A 19314-nucleotide genomic window follows, 5' to 3' on the forward strand; every position below is an offset into this window, starting at 1 on the left:
TTATTTACTAAATTGGCTTATTGAAAACCCGAAGGTAAGGTGTTTCAAATCCCTTACTATTCATATATATATTCATTGTGCATAATTATGAAAACAGTACTAAAATCAATCTTTCTGCTAATTATAAGCTTCTCGTGTTTTAGCCAAAATAGCGGAAAAGAAAAATTGAACTTAACTTTCATAAATGAATGTTCAAATCAAAAAATCACACCTGAATTTGATATTGATTCAAACCAAGATTTTTTAAATTATAGATTAATCACAGTTTATTTAAAACGTAAAGAATGGATTTCACAATTCTCAACTACTTTAAAAACGAATAAAGATACTATTGCAGTTCCCAAAATTCTATTTTCATCTGGAAATGAATTACACTCAAAACGTTGGACTTATCTGAATTGTGATAAAGTTTGCGACGGAATTGAAACGGATTTCTACTCAAACGGAAATAAAAGACTTGAAGGAAATTTTAAAAATGGAAAACCTATTGAAATTAAGGATTTCAGACCAAATGGAAAATTACTTACTCAAACTTATTACGAAAACCTTACTCTGAATTATGAACGTGTGAATTACTTCAACGAAAATGGGGAGTTGACCGAGTATGAAATTTATAAAAACAAAAAAAGGAAAACTATAATTAGAACGTTTGACAAAAATGACAATCTGATTAATAAAGAAACCGAAAAGAAATATATTGAACGGAATAAATAACTATGCACAACACCGTGTATAATTAATTGCTTGGGCAAGTGCCTACTTGGAAAATTCCTTCGGAATTTTCTCTGGCTCGTGTTTGTTTACTAAATTAGTTGCTTAACCACGCAACTAACCATACACAAGACCGTTGGCATTCATTGAGCAGAACCGTTAAAATTGACAATTATGAGTAATTTAAAAGACATTAAATCAGAAATTGAGAAATATGCGAATGACTCAAATCTGACTGAATTACAAATCGTTGAGAAACTGGAAAAGCATTACTTTGACAAAAAAGTAAATGAGAATTTAAAGCTGTATAAAAAAGGAAAGAAAAAAGTGAGCGAAATAACAAAAGACCTAAAAATATCGCCACGAAAATTTTATGCGATTTTAGAAAAAAAGAAAATAGAACATAAGAAATATAAAAAAGAGTGATTTAAAACAAAACGTTTGACTTTTAGCTGGTTTTCGGAATCGGAAACTGAATTGAAAAGCAAAACCCGAATTGAATGCGGAATTTAGCAAGTTGCGGAATTTATCACTCAATCGGAATTGAAAAATTTTGAGGAATAAAACGCTGGTGGAATGCACTCAAACGCAGGAAAAAAAATAAAAAGCCTAATTACGCTGAATAAGCATAAGTCGGAATAAAAAAACAACGAAATGCCAACACCATATATAATTTATTGCTGGCTTCTTGCCCACTTGCGAAAGTCCTCACGGACTTTCTTGATTAATAATTATTTACTAAATTAGTTGCTAAATTCACGCAACAAACCATATATAAACACGTTGGCAAACATTTGGACCAACGTCAATTGAAATAATATAATCTAAAAATGAAATGAGAACATTTATACTTCCGATTTTATTTACAATCTTGTCTTCATCTGTTTTCGGACAACAATTTTTGTGGTCTACAATTGAAAATGATTCTATTAGTGAAAAGCATATTCCTGTAGAATACGTGTCTAATGAAATTCTTAAATTTTATGACCACTATGAAAAACATTATGACCTTTCTGGTTTTAGCAAAAAAAGGTTTATAGAAGAAATAGATTATGGATTTGATGATTGGAAATGGATAAATGATATAACTGACTTAACTGTTTTTGCTATGAGATCAAATATTGGAAGCGGATCAATAGTTTTGGTTATGTTTATTAGTGAGAAAAATATTAATCTTATTATTTTCTCTAATGAGATTTTGGATAGAAATTTTAACTACCAATCAAATTACGAATTTGAAAGGGAAAAGTTTGAGACTTGGCTAAAAACTCTAATGAATTAAAAAACGATTTGCCAACACCGTATATAATTTATTGCTGGCTTCTCGCCTACTTACGAAAGTCCTCGCGGACTTTCTTGGTCGGTAATTATTTACTAAATTAGTTGCTTAAACCACGCAACAAACCATATACAAACCCGTTGTAAACAATTTTGATAAACATTTACCATAAAAATGACCAGAATTATGAAAAGAAAACTATTATTAATTGGACTGATAATTTGGAACCTCAATTTAGGATTTTCACAAATCTGCGGTACAGAAACACCTTCTAATCCAACTTTCTACCCAACAGAAAAGAATAATTCGAACATATCTAAAAGAGGGTCGAGCTCTGCAATTTGCATCAACGTATTTTTTCATATTGTAAGAAATACAAATGGAACAGACGCATTCACAATGCCTCTTACAACTGATGAGATAACAGAAGAGCTCAATGAAGTTTATAGTCCTCATAATATCATATTTAACAATTTAGGAACGGACTTCATCGACAATACGAGTTTCGTAGAACTTAGCAGAAGTGAAGCAGAGGTTTTGGATGACATTAACAACCGAAGCGATGCAATCAACTATTATATTGTAAATGGTTTATGGGATAATGTTGCTGGAGTTGTTATAAACGGACTTCCAAATAGAAATCTATTTATCGAGGAGGACAATGTAAATGATTTCACCTCACCGCACGAGGTTGGGCATTGTTTAAATTTGTACCATACATTTGAAACTGACTTTGGTCACGAAAGAACTGATGGACTTTATTGCACTACTAGGGGAGATTTAGTTTGTGACACGCCTGCCGATAACAGAACTGGAAATTCAAATGGCTATAATCCTGATATGACAAACATAATGTCATATTACCATTTAAGTCCTTGGTTTAATAATCTTGACCATTTTACAGACGGTCAAGGTTTCAGAATGAGAGGTGCGCTCAGCACTGAATCTATATTAATAAACACAAGAAGCAATTCTTGTACTCAAATTTCAGAAGTAAGTACAATTTGCTACCCTCAAAACACAACAGTGACCTTATCCAATCTTGGAGGAGCGACCACAGTATGGTCATCTTCAAGCAACGTACAGATTATGTCCAGTAATAATTCAAGTGCCACCATAAGAGGGGCGAATTCATATTCCAATGGAGATGGTTGGATAAGAGCTGTTTTGAGTAATGGCATAACTTTTCAAGAAAACTTCCACGTAGGAAAAGCCGAAGTAGATAATGTACTTTTCAGAAATAATGGTGCTGGTGTTACCGGCTACTTTTGTTCAAGTCATTACGGCAATGAATTTGAGATATTACCTTATGTTCCGGACGCATCTTATGAAGTCAGGATAAGAGACTTATCAACTAACAATATTGTAGCAGGTCCTTATAACTTTACAGGAGGTATTGCAACCTTACCCACAAACTATAATTACACACCTGGCTGGTATTTATTTGAAGCTAAAGGCACTAACACTTGTGGTGTTGGCAGTTGGACTCAATGGGAAGTAGAATTTGTAGACTGTACACAAGGTGGTGGTGGTGGAGAATCTGAATATCGTGTATATCCAAATCCAAGTTCGGAAAAATTGACCATTCAAAAAGCTAAGTCTTCAAAAGAAATGAATTCAAAGAAAACTTCAAATTCCAGTAATTCAGCTTTTTATAAAATTTTTGATTTTAATTCAGTTTTAATTTTTAAAGGATTTCTAGAAAATCAAACCACAATTGATGTATCTGATTATAAAAAAGGTAATTACATATTAAAAATCTATAAAGATGGCAAATCGGAAAGCCATCAAATAATCATTAATTAAAAGATAAGGAAAATGAAAAAATTAATTTTAATGTCAGTTTTATTGATTGCAGTTAATTCTTGCAGTCAGAGTAGTGAAAAAGAACAAGCAGAAGGTTCAATTGTCGGAACTTGGCAACTCGTTGAAGAACGGTACGGAAATTTTGATGGTAGTTCTGGTAATTGGGAACAAGTTGAGAATGGTCGGTTAATCACTTTTAATGCGGATTTGAGCTATGAACCTGAGATTACACCATCCAATTGTGGGGAAGTTAATAGTAGTTCTTATTTTCTTCAAAACAATTCAGAAATGAACATATTGGAAATTACCATTGAATGTACAAATCCTGATACAGTTTTTGAGAGTCAGGACTCTTATTCTTTTGAAAACTCTAATTATTTAATTTTGAGACCAATTGAGCCTGAATGTCCAGAAGGATGTGCTTTTAAATATAAGAAGCTGGAGTAAAAAACTGTTTACAACAATGGCTATAAGTAATTGCTTGTTCTTGCCTACTTTGGAAATTCCTGTGGAATTTCCAACTTGGTGTGTACTTGCAAAGTTAAGTGCTAAACCACGCAACTACTCATAGCCGAGACCGTTGGCATTAATATAAACGAAATCTAAATGACAGAACTAACAATAGAAAATATACTTTTATTAGTTACTTTCTTTATTCCTGGCTTTATATATTTAAAAAGCTACAGGCTGTTTGTACCTGACATAAAAAATGATTTTTCAAAAGACTGGTATGAAGCTCTGGGAATTAGTATTATAAATTTTATAATATTTTCATATCCAATCTATAAAATAAATGAAATTGATTTTTTAAAAATATATCCTTTTGCTTATTTTTTACTTTTTGGATTTATGATAATTATTGCCCCTATTTTATGGGCTTTTATTTTCTATAAAATATCATCTAAAAAATGGTTTTCAAGATTTTTAATAAATCCAACAAAAAGTGCTTGGGATTCATTCTTTTCAAAAAGAGAAAGTTTTTATGTAATTGTCACTTTAAAAAATGGCAGAAAAATTGGTGGAAAATATGGAATGAATTCATATTCATCTGTTTTTCCTCAAAAAAATGACATTTATATTGAAGAGTTGTGGAAACTAAATAAAAAAGGTGGTTTTAAATACAAAGTGGAACAAACTCAAGGAATATTAATAACAGAAGGAGAAATATCAACTATTGAATTTTATTTATAATATGGCAAAAAAAACAACAGGAGAGAATAAATCAAATAAATCTGGACAGTCTACAAATAGAAATAACGGGAATTCAGGAAAAAAGTCATATCAGCCGACAAATGATAGGACTACTAAACCACCAAAGAGGAAATAAAATACTAATGCCAACACCGTGTATAATTAATTGCTTTTTTCTTGCTTACTTGCGAAAATTCCTGCGGAATTTTCTCTGGTCCGTAAAAGTTTGCTAACTTAGTTACCTAACCACGCAACTAACCATACACAAACACGTTACCTACAATTATGAAAAACATTCCGTTACTGATTTTAACATTGATTTTAATTGCAAGTTGCGATTCAAAACAATCTTCATCGGAATTAGAAAAATTGACAAAAAAACTAACTGAAAAAGAAAATCGGATTTCGGAATTGCAAAGTCTAATTAAGAATTTAGAAAAAGTTAATAAGCCGACTGAAAACACACAAACTTCTGATTATTATCGCTTCGTGGAAACTTCTGACTCTGAAATAAATGTTGCGGAAAAATTAAAAAGCGGAGAAAGAAAATTAATTGATAAAAAGGATTTTAAAGACACTTTAGATATTTCAGACAATTTTTTCGTTTATAAACATACGTCTGAAATTACTCAAACGGCTGAATCGGAATTTGAATCTGTTCTTCGTGACTTTGACCAAGTTAAATCGGAATATGGAGATGACTTTTTTGTGAGAGTAATGACTTTTTATAATGGACAAAGTTTACCTCTTGAAACTGAAAATTCTAAAACGGATATTCATATTTTAATTCAACCGACTGAATTGGGTTATGAAAATAAAACGTTCGTGATTTCGGACTTTTATGATGTTGACATAAAATCGCTCGAAAAGAATGAAAATAGTGTCGAACTGACTTTTGAACACGGAAAATTTCCGAGAAAAAGAGAATTAATAATAATAAAACCCGAATTAGTAAAATTTGTAAATAAATAACTGTAGGTAACAATGTGTATAATTCATTGCTAGTACTAGCCTACTCGGAAAATCCTACGGATTTTCCTCTGGTTCGTTTCTTTTTGCTAAATTAGTTGCTGAATCACGCAACGAAATCATACACAAACACGTTAGCAACAAGCTGAAAAACTCACGCACAAAAATTGAAATATATACTATCAATATTTATAACGCTTTTAATTCTCTCTTGTCAAAGAAACAAATACGAGTCTGAATCGGAATACCAAAATTGCATTAATACCAAAACGTTTGATAGGGGAATAATCTATCCTTTAAACACATCGGAATCGCAAATTGCAAAATCTGTTAGCGTGTTCGATTCGATTAAAAAGTTTGAAAACTATTTAGTGAACGGAAAGTTACTTTATGGTATTAATAAAAAAGATTATCTGTCTCTAATCTCACGAATTGACGAAAATAAAATTCTAAAGAAAGAGTTCATCGAATTTAATTCTGATAATTATTTTATTGAGAACAATTTAATGACTTCATTGTTTTTTGAGGAGTTATTTTATGACTGTGTAATGAGTTCGTTCAAGAACCAAATACACTATGACTTTATTTTAAGAACAAAGGACAACGTCCAACTAAATTCCTATCCGAATAGAGAAATATTGACTGAATTAATCGATAAGGTCGATTTTCAAAGCGAAACGCAAAGATTAATAATTACTTATCTGGTTTATTCTAACTTACATTGGAAATATGAAATGGAATAAAAGCCAGTTGCTAACACCGTGTATAATTAATTGCTTTGTTCTTCCCTACTTGCGAATATTCCTGCGGAATATTCACAGGTTCGTAAAAGTTTGCTAACTTAGTTGCTTAACCACGCAACTAACCATACACAAACACGTTGTGTGTAATGTAAAAATACGTTAATGAAGAAAATTTACAGTCGAATAGAATACTTAGGATATTATGAAATCTTTGGAGGAATAATCGGAATATTACTCGTTTTTTTAGGAGTTTATGACAAGTTTAATTCAAATGGATTCTTTATTTTTTCCTTTATCCTCTTTCTCGCTTTATGTGGAATTTCAATTTACAGCGGAATTTTACTCGTCCGAAAAAAGTATTTAAAAGGTTTAAATTTTTCTGTATTCACACAAGCTGTTCAAATAATCAGTTTTGTTCTATTTGGATACATTTTTGATTTTGCCATTGGTGCTTATTTGAGAATTACAATGGAATTGACAAATGATACGATAATTGGACTTGACTTTAGTTTAGCTAACTGGAGATTATCTCGAAATGCAAACCCTGATTTAATAGAACTGAATATTAATATTATAGCAATTGTTTTGTTGTTATTTATAGCAAATTCTGCTGACCGAATAAAAGCTGAATCGAATAAAAGCAGAAATGAATAAAACACTACACACAACACCGTGTATAATTCATTGCTAGTTATAGCTTACTTACGAAAGTCCTCGCGGACTTTCTATCTGTGATTTATTTGCTAACTTTAATGATTAAACACGCAACGAAATCATACACAAAAACGTTGTAATGCATTTGTGGAAAATCGAGAAACTCAATGAAATTAACGATTGACAAAGGATATTTTTTGAATTTAAAAAGATAATTAGAATTTAACACTAAAAAAACAATCTGAATGAAATATATAATTACCATTTCAATAATAATTCTGTCTTCTTGTATTGGATTGAAGAATATTTCTAACGAATTGGTCGGAAAATGGGAATGTTATCATAAAGAACTTGAAGATGGAACAACAAAAAGTGTTGACGCCTTTAGTGGAAAAGAATTTGAATACTCTTGCGACGGAATTATAATCGAACTGAATTCTGATTTTACTGGAGTTGATGATACTGGAATAAAATTTAAATATCAAAAAAAGGATTCGATTCTGACTTTGGGAAATCGGAGTTATATCATTGAAGAATTGACTAAAACTGAACTAGTGATTAGGAATTATGAGCAAAATGGGATTAATCTCTCTAATTTTAGAACAAAATTCAGGAAAATAGACTAATAATTGGGAAAGAAAAAAAAGCCAAAATACTCATTTAAACAGATTGTTATTTATTCAGTTGTTTTTGCTGGAATTATAGCAATTGGATTTTTTATTGATAAGAAAAAGGAAGAAAATCAATCGGAGGAAATTAAAAACGGGAACTTTAAAGTTTACGGAATGGTGGAAAAGCTAAAATCTCATTCCCTCAAAGGTAAAGGACTTGTAAGCAGAAAAGATGTTCTATATCTGTATTATGAAAAAAACGATACTATTTTCCATTTAATTAAGGATTTACCTGATGGACAAATCGAAAAACTCGGAATTGAGCTAAATGACTGCTTCACAATCAGAGTTGCTGAATCAGACAACGATGTTTTTGATATAGATTTCAATAAAAAGCTGGACACTTTAATTGACAAAAATGATTTCGAATATCAAATTTATCAAACTGATATTCATAAAAATATTATAGAATAAAAACGCATTACAACACCGTGTATAATTAATTGCTTTTTACGTGCTTACTTGCGAAAATTCCTGCGGAATTTTCTCTGGTCCGTAAAAGTTTGCTAAATTAGCTACCAAACCACGCAACTAATCATACACAAAACCGTTACCCAACATTTGAGAAAAACCATTTTCATATTGAACATTATTTTTAGCACATTAATTTTTGCTCAAAATCCTGAATCGTCAACTTTATTTGAAAAAGAGTATTACGATTTAATGAATTACGTTCCAAAAAACTTGGAATTCGACTCAATTCACAAACCTGAAAGTCGACTATTACAAACTGAATTGAATACAATAAACAGTATTAAAAATTACAGCGGATTTAGAGAAGATTTTAAACTGACCGAAAGTGATAAACAATGGTTAGACAATAGAATTAATCAAATTGCGACCGAATTATATCTTGATGGAAAAAGAATTTTAGTAAGTGCAGTTGGAGGTTATTCTGGTTGTACAGATAAAATGATTGACACTCTTCAATTAAATAACATTGAAATTGTTAATTTAAAATTCTGCCATACTTGTACCGATGCTTATCGAGATAAGAAATTTATTGAAATATTTAATAACAAAATGTATTCTTTGATGGAAATTGAGCCACCAAATAGAAAAACAAAATTATTCTATGGCGAATTTAAGGGCAGAAATAAAGAACGATTTGAAATTAAATTAATTTTAAAAGAGGACAGAACATTTAAATATTGGGTAAATAAAGGACACGGTTCCGATTTTACAGATGGTTTGTGGAAAAATATTAATGACACTCTGATTTTAAAATCTCGGAATCTCAATAAAGATGATAAAATAAGTTTTGCATTATCGAGTGCAAAATGGATTGAATTTAATGACTTAGAGTTTCGTTTAAAAAAAGAAAAACTGACTGAATTGAATGGCGGAAATCGGAAATTAAAACAAACAGTCGAATAAAAAAACGTTGGGTAACACCGTGTATAATTAATTGCTTTGTTCTTCCCTACTTGCGAATATTCCTGCGGAATATTCACGGGTTCGTAAAAGTTTGTTAACTTAGTTGCTTAACCACGCAACTAACCATACACAAACACGTTGGCAAACATTTTGTGCGTATCAACAATGACAAGGCTTTCACTAAGTTCTGTCATTAAATAATTACTCTGGAATTTAAAGCCGAGTCTTAAATAAAATTACACTCGATTTTTACACTCTTGCGGAACATTACGCACGATAATTGGCTCACCCAACTTCTGATCATTGCATCAATATTATCGCAATCCTCAACTTTCTGCTGATAAGCGGAATGTCAAATCGTTCGGCCAAACTGTTCGCAATTTTATCTATCCAAACTAAGTTGTTTGACCAAATCGACTGTGATTTCACTAAATTTCGGCTGAATAAAATAAATGATTCTCTTTGCGAAAAGGCGGAATTATAATTCGGAGATTTTTTTTTGATTTTAAGTAAAGTATAAAGCTTGACAAACAAAACATTAGGAAACATAACGTGATAATATAACGCTGGACAATAAAAAACGATTTGCCAACAATGTATATAATTTATAGCTGCTTCTAGCCTACTTACGAAAAACCTCTCGGTTTTTCTATTTCGATAATTATTTGCTAACTTACTCGCTGAAAACACGCTACAAATCATATACGAGACCGTTGTAAGTAATGCTGACCCGTCCTGAAATATGTATACACTAAAACAAATGTATATGTATAAAAACGATGGATATGTAAGACGCTATAGTGAAAGTTTTAAGCTCAAAGTCCTTGATGAACTTTCCAAGGGAAATCATTCTAAAAGACAAATAGGACTGCTATATGGGATACAGTCGAGCACAATTAATGAATGGATAAAAAAGTACAATCGTAAAGATTTAATGAACACCCGTGTACTCGTGCAAACAGACGATGAACTTACCAGAATAAAAGCCCTGCAAAAGGAGCTCAAACAGCTAAAGGAACTTCTTATTAAGAAAGACTTGGACAAGCTTATTGATGATAGTTACCTCAAAGTAGCGGCTACTAAATTAGGCTACAAAGATGTTTTAGAACTTAAAAAAAAACTAAACATCTAGCTCTAATGGAAACAATAGATAATAACCCAAAAGAAAGACCTTTTAGCATCTTTACGATTTGCAATGGATATAACTTGACTCGTGATGCGTTTTATAAATACAAAAAACGATATGTTAAGCGAATAAAAATTGAAAACCAGGTATTAGAAATCGTTCATAAAAGAAGACGAACTTTACCAAGAGAAGGAGCTAGAAAATTGATGAAGTCCCTAAAAATGGATTTTGACAAACACAACATTAAAATTGGTAGAGACCAGTTATTACGTATCCTTAGAGATAATAACCTTTTGATACGACGAAAGAAATATTCATCCAGAACAACGAACTCTCATCATAGGTTTTACAAGTATAAAAATAGTATTAAAGATGTAACGATCAATAAATCTAACCAAGTCTGGGCGGCAGATATAACCTACATCAGAACCATAAAAGGATTTTGTTACTTAGCGCTATTAACGGATATGTACTCGCGTAAAATCGTGGGATATGACCTAAGTGATAGCTTAGAACTAACAGGCTGTGTAAGGGCTCTTAAAAAGGCTTTGTATCATAACAAAGGACTGAAAAACCTAACACATCACTCAGACAGAGGAATACAATATTGTAGCAATGTCTACACCAACGAACTAAAGCGAAAAAAAATCACAATTAGTATGACGGAAGAAAACCATTGCTACGAAAATGCACTTGCAGAGCGTGTAAACGGCATACTCAAAGATGAGTTTTATCTTGACCAAACCTTTGCCAGCGTGGAAGAAGCAAAAAAAGCAACCAAAAATGCAATCAAATTATATAACTCTAAAAGATTACATTTATCTTTAGACTATAAAACACCTAATAACGTGCACCAAAATGCAGCTTAATTTTAATCAATAACCTGTAGACGTATTTTAGGACGAGACATGCGAAAATCGAGCTAAAATTGAACATTTGAACTAAAAAAGCCAACGCGTAAACAGCACATTTATTTTTTTGCCAACGCGAAAATCCAATGCTGAAAAAAAATAAAAGAGCTGTTTCTTGCCAACGCTCAACTTTGTAGGAAATTGATAATAATTCATTAAATTGACAGAAAAATTGAATGCTTAAAAGAATAATAATATTAAACTCTGACATATACTCAAAAGCGGATATAGAACTTGACAATTGTAATTCCCTTCAAATTGTAGGACCCAACAACATCGGAAAAAGTACGCTGATTTACGCTCTAAACTTTCTATTTATAATTGATGGAAGAGAAATGACTTTTAGTGGAAATCGAACAGGAGACAAAACTACTTTCAACCATTATTTTCCTTCAATAAACTCTAGCTTTATAATCTTTGAAATTTTCAAAAATCGCTACTACTCTATTTTAGTAAAGAAAAATGCCGAAGGCAATCTAGATTATTATAAAATTGACAGCGAATACAAAGAGGAACTTTATTTTACAGAAACCAATAACGGACAAAAAATAAGAAAATTTGACTCATTACTATCTGAACTTGCAACAAATGGCATTGAACATAAAAAGTTCTCTAAACGTTCTGAAGTTTTTAATTTTGTATACCAAAAAGGAAAAAGAAACAACGGAGTTGTTTGGTTAAATCAAAGCGTAAATCAAGATGGACGTGGAATAAGCAATAATTTTTCTAAAATCTATAAATATTTAATAAACTCAAAATTAATAAACAACGATTCACTCAAAGAATCTTTAATTATAGCAGATAATAAAGAAAATGAGAGTGTTTCTTTTTCAAAGAAAAACCAAAAAGACATTCAATCTTTATTAAAGCATAATCGAGATATAAAAGTCATCAAAAGCATTCAACGTAGTTTTACTGATTTCAAAGAATTGGTAAATCAATACAAGGGAAAAAATGCAATTCTATCTGAATTAATTTTTGCCTTTAACCAACAATATTCTTCTTTATACTCTGAGCTTGGTACTTCCGTTTCTAAAATGAAAACAGAAAGAGCTGAAAAACGAACTCACTTAAATGAAATACTTAGTCCAAAAGAAAAAGAATTAAATCAACTTATTGGAAAAATTATAAATCAAATTGAACAAAAGCAAAAAGACTTAAATTCAAAAGAAAAATTAGTATCAGAGATTAAAGCTTTTGAAGATTTACAATTTCTAGAGCAATCTTTTCAAAACTTAGACAAAGACAGAAAAAACATTGAAAGTCAAATTACATTAATAGAAAACCAAAAACTTAGTAGTAAAGAAATTGAAAGCAATATCCAAAAAGCTGTATCAAAAATTTCAAGAATCAAAAATCAAGTTGATAGTTATTCATCCCAATTAATTCATCAAATTTCAGATAACCAAGAAAATAAAGAGTTACTAAACAGAATCCTTTCAACAGACATAACAAGTTTATCTTCTGACAATATTTCAGCAAAAATCAAGCAAACAGAAAACTTGATGAAGTTATTTGATGGTGCTATTGAGTTGCCAAATGATTTTAAAGGAAAACCAATAGAATCTATTGAAGAATTAAAAAGACAAATCAAGCAATTAGAGAAAGAAAAGGAAATAAATGAAAAGCTACTACCAATAGCCAAAGATTTAGAAAAACATAGAAAGGATTTAGTTGAGATAAATGCAAAAATCAAAATCATAACAGATAAAGTTGAAAAATTAAAACAACTTCCAATTCTTGAGAAAGAACTTGAAGCTCTTAAAGTAGAATTTGAGAATCTGATAAACCAAAAAGAAAAATCAACTAAAGACATTAAGTTAATTGAAGAGGAAGTCAGAAAACTTAACGAGACTATTGAACAAGCAAATAAGGAAATTTTTAGTAAAGAAAAAAGAATAGAAGAAATCCAAACTTGGAAATTAGAACTTGAACAACTTGGAATTAAGCCAATTGAATATCAATCAACGGATTCACTTGACAATATTTATAAAAACCTCAAAAGAAACTACGAAGAAAGAAGAGAAATCAAACTCAAAAAGGATAATCTATTTGAACGCTTAAAATTAAAAACAGAAACATCTTTCGCAAGCGAAACTGATTTTATTAAACACGTAGATTCGGAATTAGTAACATTGGAAGACAAACAAAAGGCAATTGATGGTTTGCTTAAAAATATATCAACCCAATTTGCAAATCCTTGTCGTACAATTTATTCAAGGTTTGAAGAATTTAACTCTTTCATTACAAATCAATTTAATTCAAAAATTAAGAAAATAAAAATCTCAGATATTGATACTTTAAAAATTGAAATTGTAGAAAACGAGAAACTCATAAAGGACTTAAATAAAATCATTCAAATTAGAGATTTAACATCAGAACTAATTTTTGATGACCAATCAGAAAATCTAAACACACTCAATAAATATTTAGATAATCAAACCACAATTACATTTAATGATTTATTTGATATTAAGCTTCACCTGCATAAAAAAGGACAATACAAAGTTGTTGACCTAAAAAATCAAATTGAATCTGATGGAACAGATAAAATGATTCGTTTGGTTCTAATAATGTCTATTATTAATCAAATAGTTGTAAAAGATGATGAAAACAAAATCGTACTATTTGTTGATGAAATAGGAACTATTGACGAAGCAAACAGAATTGAAATATTGAACTTCTGCAAAGAACATAATTTCATACCGATTTCAGCTGCACCACTTCATCCTTATGATGGTTTTGATAAATATTATTTAGTCAGAAGAAACAAAGGTAAAATTGTTGTTAGTGAAAAGAATGGAAATGTCATATTAAGAAAACCGATTGAAGCATAATGAAAGAAGTTGACTTCAAAACATATAAATTATTATTTGAAAGTAAATCGGTTTCAAAATCGGCAATTCCTAAAAGCGTTTTAAAATCCGATATTTTTCAAAACTTGATTCGTGCGGAAATTCTAGAGTCATTAAAACTTGGTAGAGGTTTCAAAATTATAGTTTCTAAAGAAAATGATTTTGAAAAATTTTTTAATACATCTTTTCCTGAACAAAACGTTAGTAAAAGCAAATCTGGAAATATTAAAAAATATAGAAACTCAAAAGCAACAAAAATTGACAATAGCCCAATATTCTTGTTAAGAGGTTTTAAATCTGTTCAGATAAATAATCGATTTGTAGATATTAAAAAACAGACTCTTGATTTTGGTTTATTTTCTGTAATTCCAGATTCAATTATTGCAGATAACATCTGTTTTGTTGAAAATTTAGAAACTTTTTTAAATGCAGAAAAACTCTTAGATAACAAGTATTTATTTATACATAAATATGGTAGAATCGGAAAGCATTCTATTTCGAAAATTAGTGCAAAAGAAGTTTTAGTTTTTGTTGATTTTGACTTTAATGGACTTGATGAATATTTGCGAATAAAAGAAGTTTTTACTAACGCTCAATTGTATTTGCCATCCAATTACAATGAACTTTTTGATAAACATTCTGCATCTTTAAAAGGAAACAAAGCAAAAATGAGTAATACAGTTAAAAACTCAAAAGATTCAATCGTTATTCAAATTAGAGAACAAGTTGCTCGTACAAATAGATTTTTAGAACAAGAAATTTTAATCAATGTTTAAGTCAGAACCGAAAACTATAATACAATTTTTGGCAACTCATTTTGACTTGTTAAGGCAACTCTTTGACATACAAGTTAAGAATGAAATCATCTTAAAAAGTCAAGTCTCTGATGCACTTAAAGAATTTGGAAGTGATATTGAAAACCAACTTTTTGAACACAAATTACTTGTTGAACAAAATGACGATTATGTAATTAATGAACCTTATTTCGTTTTGTTTGAGTTTGTTCTTCAACAATTCAAACCTTTACTTCCAGAAGAAATAGAAAAATTCGGTCAATCTATAAGAACATTATTTCTTGAAATCAAAAAAGAAAGTAACCATAAAAATCTTCTTTTAGCTAGAATAGAAGCCCTTTCCAAGGAAATAAATCAGTTTAAAAATGCAGTAACAAATAATACAATAAGCCTTTTAAATGAAAGTAGAGAACTAAAAGCAAATACTCGAAAAATAGAATATCAAGAGAAAGTCCAAAAAGCGAGATATTTAATTGATAATTATATTATTCCATTAAATAATATTTTAGATGTTAACCATTCTCAATCAATATATAATGAACTGTTGAGTATCTCTCAATTTTCAAATAACAAACGTTTTGATTACACAGACGAAAGTATAAGAAGACAGTTCGAAAAACTTTATAATTTGTTGAGGCAAATAGAGAAAGATATCTCTAAACAATCTAATACATTAACAAATGAACTTTTACCACTTATTGATAGAATTAGAACAGAAAGTGAATATTTACAAGGTTTTCACTTATACTTAACAAACGGAAATTGCTACAAAGAAATTAAACCGCCAGAGCTTTTTAATACAAAAAGAGATAATCTCTATAATCCGTTTATTTACGAAAACACAAAAGAGTATTTTGACCAATTTAAAAATGAAGAAGATGTATTTATTGAAGAGGAAACTGATGTTGTAGAGCAATGGATTTTCAACAAAAGCGAATACAAATCTCAGCTAAACTCAAAACTTCCAGTTGACGACTTTTTTACTTGGTGTAAAACATCATTAGAAAACGAAAACAAAAACTTTGATTTTGATAACTATTTTATGGTTACAAGTTTAATCTTTGAAGAAGATTATGAAGTACAACAGGACAAAGAGAACCGAAATATTTCTTTAAAAACAGAACAAGGAGAGCTGATAATGCCAAAACTTAAAATCACGAAGAAAGAAAATGTATCCGAATAAACATAAACAAATAGTTACATCTTTAATGGATGGGAAATTTATTACCATTGATGAATCTTACTTTGATATCGTTAAGGAGTATCAAGATTTCTATGCAGAATTTTTTAATAAATCGTTTGGTTTTGAATTAAAGAACACACAAGAGTTTTATTATCTGATTTCAGAAGAAACGAATGAAAACACTTCTCGTGATATAAGTATATTCTTCTCAATCTTTTGCTATGAACTAGACAAAGACGGAAAGAATTTTATGGATGAATTAGGTTTTTCGGACTTTCACATAGACGAAATAGTCGATTACATAAAAAACAGTACTTGGACTGATATTGTAAAATCAAACAAGCAATTGAATGATGCAGATAGTATCAAAAGGCTAGTAGGTTCTACTATGGTAAAAAGGAATATAGCTGTTAAACATTCAGATGACAACTATTCATTTACAAAAGCATATAAATTATTTATTGATTTTGCACGTGAATTAATAAAATCTATACCGAATAATGCCAACGCATAAGCCATACACATTTACAATTCGCTTCAGCCACAACACAAGCCAAAAATTGCAAAAGAGTATGTCTTGCCAACGCTCAAATTTGAACTAAATAACAAACATCGGAAAATCAAGCAGAATGTGAAAAGCACTACTTACAACAACGTGTATAAAACATAGCTATTATAGGCTTTCCGAGAGTTTTTTGTATATTTAAAAAGTACGCCAAATTTTTTATTTGGTTATATTTAGAAAAGAAATTTAAACATAAAAATAAAAAATTCGGCTCGTGCTAAATCCGAAAAGTTAGCGTTTATTTATACGCTACGTTTCATACACAAAACCGTTGTGTACAATACCGAAAATGATACAGAAATTTAACCTTAAGTTGATTTTATTAGAATGTTTTGCATTGATTTTTATCATAAGCGGAATTGACCGGTTGTACGTTGCTTTTAACGGAGAAAAATTCGATGCTCTTATGGAAGAGGATTGGAAAAAATTTGAATCGCTAACTGATGTTCGAATTGGAGAATTTTTTGTCAATCAAGCATATTGGACTTTTGGAATAATACTTATCGGAATTTTAGTAGTAGGACTAATAAATTGGAAAAATAAATTTGGAATTATTAATTCAATTATTGTTCTTATTTTGACAATTGGAATTTCAACAACTGGAATTTACTCAACTGGAATAATAAACAGATATCTGAATTATTTTTGCGGAATATTTGCAGAAGGATATGGATTGGCTTTTCTAATAGGTGGTCTGATAATAGCTTTTATCGGAATTGCGATTTTATGGAAAACTATAAAAATGAATAAAAGTACTGTACACAACACCGTGTATAATTAATTGCTATGTTCTTCCCTACTTGCGAATATTCCTGCGGAATATTCACAGGTCCGTAAAAGTTTGCTAACTTAGTTGCCTAACCACGCAACTAATCATACACAAGACCGTTGGCAACAAGCTAAAAAAAATGACGATAAACATCAAAAAACCTCTTGAAATTGAAAAAGTCCGAGAACTTTTAAATCAAAATGAGACTTTATTGTTTGTTGTGACTGATGAGAAATTAACAAGGAAATACGTTTTAAATTTACAAAAGGAATTCCCTAATTATGTGATAACTCAAATTGAATGGCTGAATAAACTAAATATTGTTCCCAGCATTTCAACAAAAACAGTTTTGGAAAATATACTTGAATTTCATAATTGTATTGAATTGTTTGACAAAACAGCTCATTCTCTTATGAATTTAATGGCTGAAACGTTTGACATAAATCTGAATAACTCTAATGAGATTTACGAATTAAAAACAAAACGAAGCGAAAATCAAAGAGGAGAAATTAATAGTGAATGGAAATATCATTTTCACGGAAAAGGTTGCTCATTTACAAACATAAATACCGAACAATTTTTAGACGTTCAAATTAACAACGGAATTGAATTTGGAGAATTGGATACTTATTATTTAATGAAATTTATTGAGACAACAGAATCTTTGAAAAAATCAAGCCTAATTTTGGACAATAAATCTGAAAATATGAGAAAAGTAATTGAAACATTATGGAGTTTGGACTATTTAATAGAATTATCAGATGGAATAAGAAACGAATTAATATTAAATCGGAACAAAAAGCCTGTTGCCAACACCGTGTATAATTAATTGCTTGGTTCTTGCCTACTTGCGAAAATTCCTTCGGAATTTTCTCTGGTCCGTAAAAGTTTGCTAAATTAGCTACCCAACCACGCAACTAACCATACACAAACACGTTGGCGGTAATTTAAAAAATGAACTTTCCTGAAATAGGTTGACTAAAAATTAAACCTTTAATTATAGTCACTTATGAAAACACAAAATGAACACTGGCGAAAAAAAAGCTACCAAAAAGCAACTTTAGAGACTAAACTTTTAGTCGTTGACCAAATCTTAAATGGTCAGATATCCAATAACCAAGCTTCCAAAAAATATGACGTTCCAAGAACAACTATTACCTATTGGTTAAGAAAATACAGTACTTTAGTGCAACAAAATACTGGTATGAGTAAAAACGATGAAATTAAAAAGTTAAAGGAAAAGATTGAAGAACTTGAGTTTCAAAAAGACTTCCAACAAGACATTATCGCTGATATGGAACTGATTACAGGCGTTGATATGTCAAAAAAGTCATTACCCAAAACATTAGCAAAAGAGATAGAGCTAAAGAAAAAACAGCGTATAAAAGAAAATGGCTCTATGGATGTTTTGGGATATCTAAACAAGCCTTCTACAAAAGACTCAAAACACAACAAAAAAAAGAAATAGATCATCAAAAAATGATCAAAATGGTTAAAGACTACCGCAAACAAGTAGGCTCGAAAACTGGTGGTATTAAACTACACACGGAACTCAAACAAGACTTTATAAACGCTGATATTAAAATAGGTAGAGATAAATTTTATGACTTCCTCAGGTTTAATAAACTGCTTGTTCCTAGAACTAAAAATTACATCACAACTACAAACTCAAACCATATGTACAAAAAATATAAGAACCTTGTAAAAGAC

General features: G+C 30.1%; 20 protein-coding genes and 1 pseudogene. All 21 read left to right on the top strand.

All coding sequences use genetic code 11. The features are described from left to right. Positions 1 to 87: 87 nt before the first annotated feature. Entirely contained in the window at positions 88 to 714 is a 627-nt protein-coding gene (locus tag K1X16_RS16990) for a toxin-antitoxin system YwqK family antitoxin (RefSeq protein ID WP_225037278.1), read from the top strand. A gap of 171 nt (positions 715 to 885) precedes the next feature. Further along, on the top strand, positions 886 to 1137 hold the full coding sequence (locus K1X16_RS16995; RefSeq protein WP_225037279.1) for a hypothetical protein: 252 nt from the start codon (positions 886 to 888) through the stop codon (positions 1135 to 1137). 409 nt (positions 1138 to 1546) lie between these two features. Further along, positions 1547 to 1993, top strand: coding sequence for a hypothetical protein (locus tag K1X16_RS17000; RefSeq protein WP_225037280.1), 447 nt, complete (start codon positions 1547 to 1549; stop codon positions 1991 to 1993). A 183-nt stretch (positions 1994 to 2176) separates the two neighbouring features. Further along, positions 2177 to 3796, top strand: coding sequence for a zinc-dependent metalloprotease (locus tag K1X16_RS17005; protein ID WP_225037281.1), 1620 nt, complete (start codon positions 2177 to 2179; stop codon positions 3794 to 3796). Positions 3797 to 3826: 30 nt separating this feature from the next. Next, complete coding sequence (locus K1X16_RS17010) at positions 3827 to 4243, top strand: hypothetical protein (RefSeq protein WP_225037282.1); 417 nt, start codon at positions 3827 to 3829, stop codon at positions 4241 to 4243. 159 nt (positions 4244 to 4402) lie between these two features. Then, positions 4403 to 4987: a DUF6338 family protein gene (locus K1X16_RS17015; protein WP_225037283.1), complete on the top strand. Its 585-nt coding sequence runs from the start codon at positions 4403 to 4405 to the stop codon at positions 4985 to 4987. A 285-nt stretch (positions 4988 to 5272) separates the two neighbouring features. After that, positions 5273 to 5959 (top strand): hypothetical protein, encoded by a 687-nt coding sequence (locus tag K1X16_RS17020; protein ID WP_225037284.1) that lies wholly within the window; start codon positions 5273 to 5275, stop codon positions 5957 to 5959. A 902-nt stretch (positions 5960 to 6861) separates the two neighbouring features. Beyond that, positions 6862 to 7353, top strand: coding sequence for a hypothetical protein (locus K1X16_RS17025; RefSeq protein WP_225037285.1), 492 nt, complete (start codon positions 6862 to 6864; stop codon positions 7351 to 7353). A 245-nt stretch (positions 7354 to 7598) separates the two neighbouring features. After that, positions 7599 to 7979: a hypothetical protein gene (locus tag K1X16_RS17030; protein WP_225037286.1), complete on the top strand. Its 381-nt coding sequence runs from the start codon at positions 7599 to 7601 to the stop codon at positions 7977 to 7979. 3 nt (positions 7980 to 7982) lie between these two features. Next, the gene (locus K1X16_RS17035; protein WP_225037287.1) at positions 7983 to 8438 is read left to right on the top strand and encodes a hypothetical protein; all 456 of its coding nucleotides are present in this window, start codon (positions 7983 to 7985) and stop codon (positions 8436 to 8438) included. Positions 8439 to 8606: 168 nt separating this feature from the next. Continuing rightward, entirely contained in the window at positions 8607 to 9401 is a 795-nt protein-coding gene (locus K1X16_RS17040) for a hypothetical protein (protein WP_225037288.1), read from the top strand. 766 nt (positions 9402 to 10167) lie between these two features. Next, positions 10168 to 10533, top strand: coding sequence for a transposase (locus tag K1X16_RS17045; protein ID WP_225037289.1), 366 nt, complete (start codon positions 10168 to 10170; stop codon positions 10531 to 10533). A 5-nt stretch (positions 10534 to 10538) separates the two neighbouring features. Continuing rightward, positions 10539 to 11396 (top strand): IS3 family transposase, encoded by an 858-nt coding sequence (locus tag K1X16_RS17050; protein ID WP_225037290.1) that lies wholly within the window; start codon positions 10539 to 10541, stop codon positions 11394 to 11396. A gap of 218 nt (positions 11397 to 11614) precedes the next feature. Then, a complete protein-coding gene (locus tag K1X16_RS17055; RefSeq protein WP_225037291.1) occupies positions 11615 to 14275 on the top strand; it encodes an ATP-binding protein in 2661 nt (886 codons plus the stop codon). After that, positions 14275 to 15069: a hypothetical protein gene (locus tag K1X16_RS17060; RefSeq protein WP_225037292.1), complete on the top strand. Its 795-nt coding sequence runs from the start codon at positions 14275 to 14277 to the stop codon at positions 15067 to 15069. The genes K1X16_RS17055 and K1X16_RS17060 overlap by 1 nt, the downstream gene beginning before the upstream one ends. Then, on the top strand, positions 15062 to 16270 hold the full coding sequence (locus K1X16_RS17065; protein ID WP_225037293.1) for a hypothetical protein: 1209 nt from the start codon (positions 15062 to 15064) through the stop codon (positions 16268 to 16270). Before K1X16_RS17060 ends, K1X16_RS17065 begins: the two co-directional genes overlap by 8 nt. After that, the gene (locus K1X16_RS17070; RefSeq protein ID WP_225037294.1) at positions 16257 to 16784 is read left to right on the top strand and encodes a condensin complex protein MksE; all 528 of its coding nucleotides are present in this window, start codon (positions 16257 to 16259) and stop codon (positions 16782 to 16784) included. The genes K1X16_RS17065 and K1X16_RS17070 overlap by 14 nt, the downstream gene beginning before the upstream one ends. A 340-nt stretch (positions 16785 to 17124) precedes the next feature. Beyond that, positions 17125 to 17616, top strand: coding sequence for a hypothetical protein (locus K1X16_RS17075; protein WP_225037295.1), 492 nt, complete (start codon positions 17125 to 17127; stop codon positions 17614 to 17616). Between the two features lie 127 nt (positions 17617 to 17743). Next, the gene (locus K1X16_RS17080; protein ID WP_225037296.1) at positions 17744 to 18433 is read left to right on the top strand and encodes a DUF6896 domain-containing protein; all 690 of its coding nucleotides are present in this window, start codon (positions 17744 to 17746) and stop codon (positions 18431 to 18433) included. A gap of 180 nt (positions 18434 to 18613) precedes the next feature. Then, complete coding sequence (locus K1X16_RS17085; protein ID WP_225037297.1) at positions 18614 to 19072, top strand: helix-turn-helix domain-containing protein; 459 nt, start codon at positions 18614 to 18616, stop codon at positions 19070 to 19072. 20 nt (positions 19073 to 19092) lie between these two features. Then, positions 19093 to 19314 (top strand): annotated as a pseudogene (locus K1X16_RS17090) (IS3 family transposase); the annotation flags it as partial.

Source organism: Winogradskyella sp. SM1960, assembly GCF_020179375.1.
GTDB lineage: Bacteria > Bacteroidota > Bacteroidia > Flavobacteriales > Flavobacteriaceae > Winogradskyella > Winogradskyella marina.